1 protein-coding gene is annotated in these 456 nt (G+C 67.1%); it reads right to left on the bottom strand.

Going from position 1 to position 456, the window contains the following annotated elements:
* A partial coding sequence (locus ACOADB_RS15595) for a glycosyltransferase family 2 protein (protein WP_378600357.1) occupies positions 1 to 437 on the bottom strand: 437 nt, incomplete at its 3' end.
* Positions 438 to 456 lie beyond the last annotated feature (19 nt).

The following is a 456-nucleotide window of genomic DNA, read 5'->3' as shown; positions in this document are numbered from 1 at the left end:
AGGTCCGGGTGCTCGCTCCGGAACAGCCGCTGGTCGACATTGCGGCCGTTGACGCCCTCGGAGACCGGCACGACGACATCTGCCTGCCACTCATCGGCACGCTGCACCAGGCGCTCCAGTGCATCGAGCGCGAGGTAGTCGTCGGAGCCGAGGAAGAACAGGTACCGGCCCGTCGCGTGCTCGAGACCGACATTGCACGGTCCGGCCGGGCCGCCCGAGTTGTCCTGGTGGAACACCCGGACGACCTCGGGGTACGACGCCGCGTACTTCTCGAGCAATTCTCCGCTGCCGTCCGTCGACCCGTCGTCGACTGCCACGACCTCGAGCCGCTCGTGGCCGATGGTCTGGCCGATCAGGGAGTCCAGGCAGGCGCTCAGGTAGTCGACGGTGTTGTAGACCGGGATGATGACGGTGACATCGACGACGGGCGTGTGCATCTGCCTGTGTCCGGCCTAG

Origin of the sequence: Nocardioides sp. CPCC 206348 (assembly GCF_048654705.1) — a bacterium.
Lineage (GTDB): Bacteria > Actinomycetota > Actinomycetes > Propionibacteriales > Nocardioidaceae > Nocardioides.
This window is presented reverse-complemented; position numbering and strand designations above follow the sequence as displayed.